General features: G+C 63.7%; 2 protein-coding genes and 1 pseudogene. 2 read left to right on the forward strand and 1 reads right to left on the reverse strand.

All coding sequences use genetic code 11. The annotated features are described in order from the left end of the window. Positions 1–370 precede the first annotated feature (370 nt). Entirely contained in the window at positions 371–1,585 is a 1,215-nt protein-coding gene (locus tag QIS96_RS37555; RefSeq protein WP_282547378.1) for a helix-turn-helix domain-containing protein, read from the forward strand. A gap of 164 nt (positions 1,586–1,749) precedes the next feature. Next, positions 1,750–2,193 carry an ATP-binding protein gene (locus QIS96_RS37560; protein ID WP_282547379.1) on the forward strand — a complete coding sequence of 148 codons (444 nt, stop codon included), beginning with the start codon at positions 1,750–1,752 and terminating at the stop codon, positions 2,191–2,193. 20 nt (positions 2,194–2,213) lie between these two features. Here QIS96_RS37560 and QIS96_RS37565 read toward each other — a convergent pair. Further along, positions 2,214–3,022 (reverse strand): annotated as a pseudogene (locus tag QIS96_RS37565) (IS630 family transposase); the annotation flags it as partial.

The raw sequence follows: 3,022 nt of genomic DNA on the forward strand, positions 1-3,022 counted from the left end.
TTCGAGCCCCTGGAATTCGCTCCGCGAATTCCAGGATATAGCTAGCTAGTTGAGGGGGAAGCCTCCCAGGCGCTTCGGGCGCATGAACCCCTCCTCAGGGTTGATCCCCCGTCAGAGTTGGCTGGGGCCGGGGTGGTGCTAGGCGTCCGGGTCGAAGGTGTTGGTTGCAGACCAGACATCAATCTGAGTGCGTCAAAAATAAGGCCTGGCTATCTTGTGGAATAAGCACGCACACCCTCTGCTCATAGAACGGGCCGATCGGGATCCTCAACTAGCCATTCAGAAAGCTTGGTTGATGGGCCATCAACCAAGTGCCCTTCATCCCAGGCTGCTGTGGCGGTCACGTCAGGGGCGGGCGTACCGTGGCAGCGTGGCAAACGATGATCTGGGGCGAACGTTGCGCCGCCTGCGGCGTCTGGCTTCGTTGACGCAAGAAGAGCTGGCCGACCGTTCCCACGTGTCTGTTGACGTGATCCGTCAGCTTGAGCAAGGGCGCAAGCACTCCGCGCGGCTGCCCACTCTGCACGCTCTGGCGAACGGCCTCGGCGTGGAGTTGACCACTCTGCTCGGGGACCCTCCGGCTGTCTCGTCCGGCGGCGAGAATGACGGGCCACGTTTTGTGTCCATGCGGCGTGCAATCATGCCCGTGCTGTGGGGACCTGAGCCACAGTCACCTTGCTTGGAATTCTCTCTTGACCGTCTGCGCGAGGAAATCGCCCAGGGATGGTCGAAATACCACGACGCCGAATTTGACACGGTCCTGAAGGTGATTCCAAAGCTGATCGCCGAAGCCCGTTCTGTCACTGTCTCAGTATCTGAGGAAGATCGAATCGCTGGTTTCGCCGCATTGGCCAAGGTACTTCAACTGGCCGGACACCTTGCGGTTCGCATGGCTAAGACAGACTTGGCTCTTATCTCTCTGGAACGCGCAATAGATGCTGCGGAGCAGTCTTCCGATCCATTGCTCCCTGCCATGATCGTCAACTCTGTCGCTTGGACGTATCAGCGGCAGGGCCGGCTGAACGACGCTATGTCCATCGCCCTGCAGGCTGCTGAGTCCATCAAGGATGGTGGTCACACGGACATTGCCGATGGGCTTAAGGTCTGGGGCGCTCTGACGATGTCTGCCGCCACGTCAGCTGCTCGTAGCAATGACTACGAGCGAGCAGCGGCGTTGATGGAAGATGCGGAAAAGGAGGCCGGTCGCGTGGCCAAGCTCCCTGCGGGGAGTGACAGCCGTATGGTCAGCGTTTTCAGTCCTTCGTCGGTGCGTATTGAGCGTGTTCGGTTGGCGGTTCAATACGGGCGTCCCGAGGATGCGTTGGCGCTGGCCAAGGGTATGCGGCTGAGTAAGGACACGCCCCCGTCGTGGCGGACGTGGCTTCTGTTGGATGTGGCTCGGGCTCACACCGATCTTGGGGATGCGCCGGGGGCAGTAAAGACCTTGGAGGCGTTGCGGCGGGTGGCACCGACGTGGATGCAGCATCACACTTTGGCCGTGGCCATCGTGCGTGATCTGTGGAACCTTCCGAACCATCCGTCGGGGCTTCGTTCGTTGGCTGAGTTTTTGGGAGTCGTCGGGTAGCGTCACGAAACTAGGACGCTGCGTCCCTGTAGCGGTTTGTTGTGCCTCGATTACATGTGTCGGACAGCGCCTCGGAGCCCGTGTTGAAGCTCCCGGGCAGGACCGACCCACGAGGAGTCCATATGAGGCACGCTCCCGTCGTTTCTCCCCACGCGGGCGCCGGGATGACCAGTACTGACACTTCGCTGCCGGTTGCAGCTGCAGCACCCCAACTCCTCTACTTGCAACGGCAGTTCACACGCCGTCGTGCATCCATCGGCCGAGTGCGTACTTCTGTACGACAAGCCATTGCCGGTCATCTACCGACCGACCGCGTCGAGGACGTGGTCCTCTGCGCGTCCGAACTCGCCACCAATGCATTGCGGCACACGCCCTCTGGGCGCGATTTTCGTGTGCGTCTCGCTCTTGAGGGCGGTGTGCTGCGCTTAGAAGTGCATGACGCGGGCGATGGGTCGCCCCGGGTTTGCGAGGCCGCGGAGGACGACGACCACGGCCGTGGGCTGTTCCTCGTGGCGGCTCTCGCCGACAGCTGGGGTACCTCACGTCGTGACGGGCCCGGAAAGCTGGTCTGGGCTGCCTTCCGGTTTCCCGGATGGTCTTCCTACTGAGGTTGAACTCGTGGTGTCGTCTACGGTCTGGGGTTGATGGTCAGGCCGGTCTCGGCGAAGCAGCCGTCTATGAGGTCGCTGCGGTACTGGATGTGCCGTAGCCCGCGTCGGATGCGCTGGACGAGGTGTTCGGGGGTGCTGAAAGCGACGTTGGAGAGCCAGCCGCGCCGCAGGAGCGACCAGATCCCTTCGACGGGGTTGAGGTCGGGTGCGTAGGGCGGCAGGTAGTAGATGGTCAGCCAGTCCCGGGCTTCGGCGAACTCTCGGAGCCCGGCGGCCTTGTGGACGTTGAGGTTGTCCCAGACGAGCACGATCGGGCCGCCGAGCGGCTGGTGGGCGGCGATCAGCAGGTCCCGGTAGTCGCGCCAGGAGAAGCTCTTGCGTCCGTCGCGTCGGCCGTCGTCCCGGCGGGGCCGGTAGATCAGCCGGGACCGGTGGCCGGGTTTGTAGCAGGTCAGCGCGGCGATGGATATCCGTCTGCGGGAACGGCCCCGCACCCGCACCACTGGGGTGCGGCCGCGCAGCGACCAGGTCTTGGCCTGCGGCGGCGTCATGGAGAATCCGGCTTCGTCCTCGAAGAAGAGCCAGGCTCCACGGGCCGCCGCGAGTCTTCCGCGCAGGGCCACACCTCCTTGACCCACCCGGCCACCGCGTCGTCGTCCCGCTCGATGGCGCGTCGGGCCGGGACCTGGCAGGACCAGCCGTTGCGCACCAGCAGTTTGCGCACGCCCTGGATCGTGTAGGTCAGGTGGAAGCGCCGGCCGATCACCGTCTTCACACGGCTCAGGGTCCACCGCTGGTCCTCCCAGCCGTGCGCGGCAGGCCCCTT

It is taken from the genome of Streptomyces cavernicola (genome assembly GCF_029968035.1).
Classification (GTDB): domain Bacteria; phylum Actinomycetota; class Actinomycetes; order Streptomycetales; family Streptomycetaceae; genus Streptomyces; species Streptomyces cavernicola.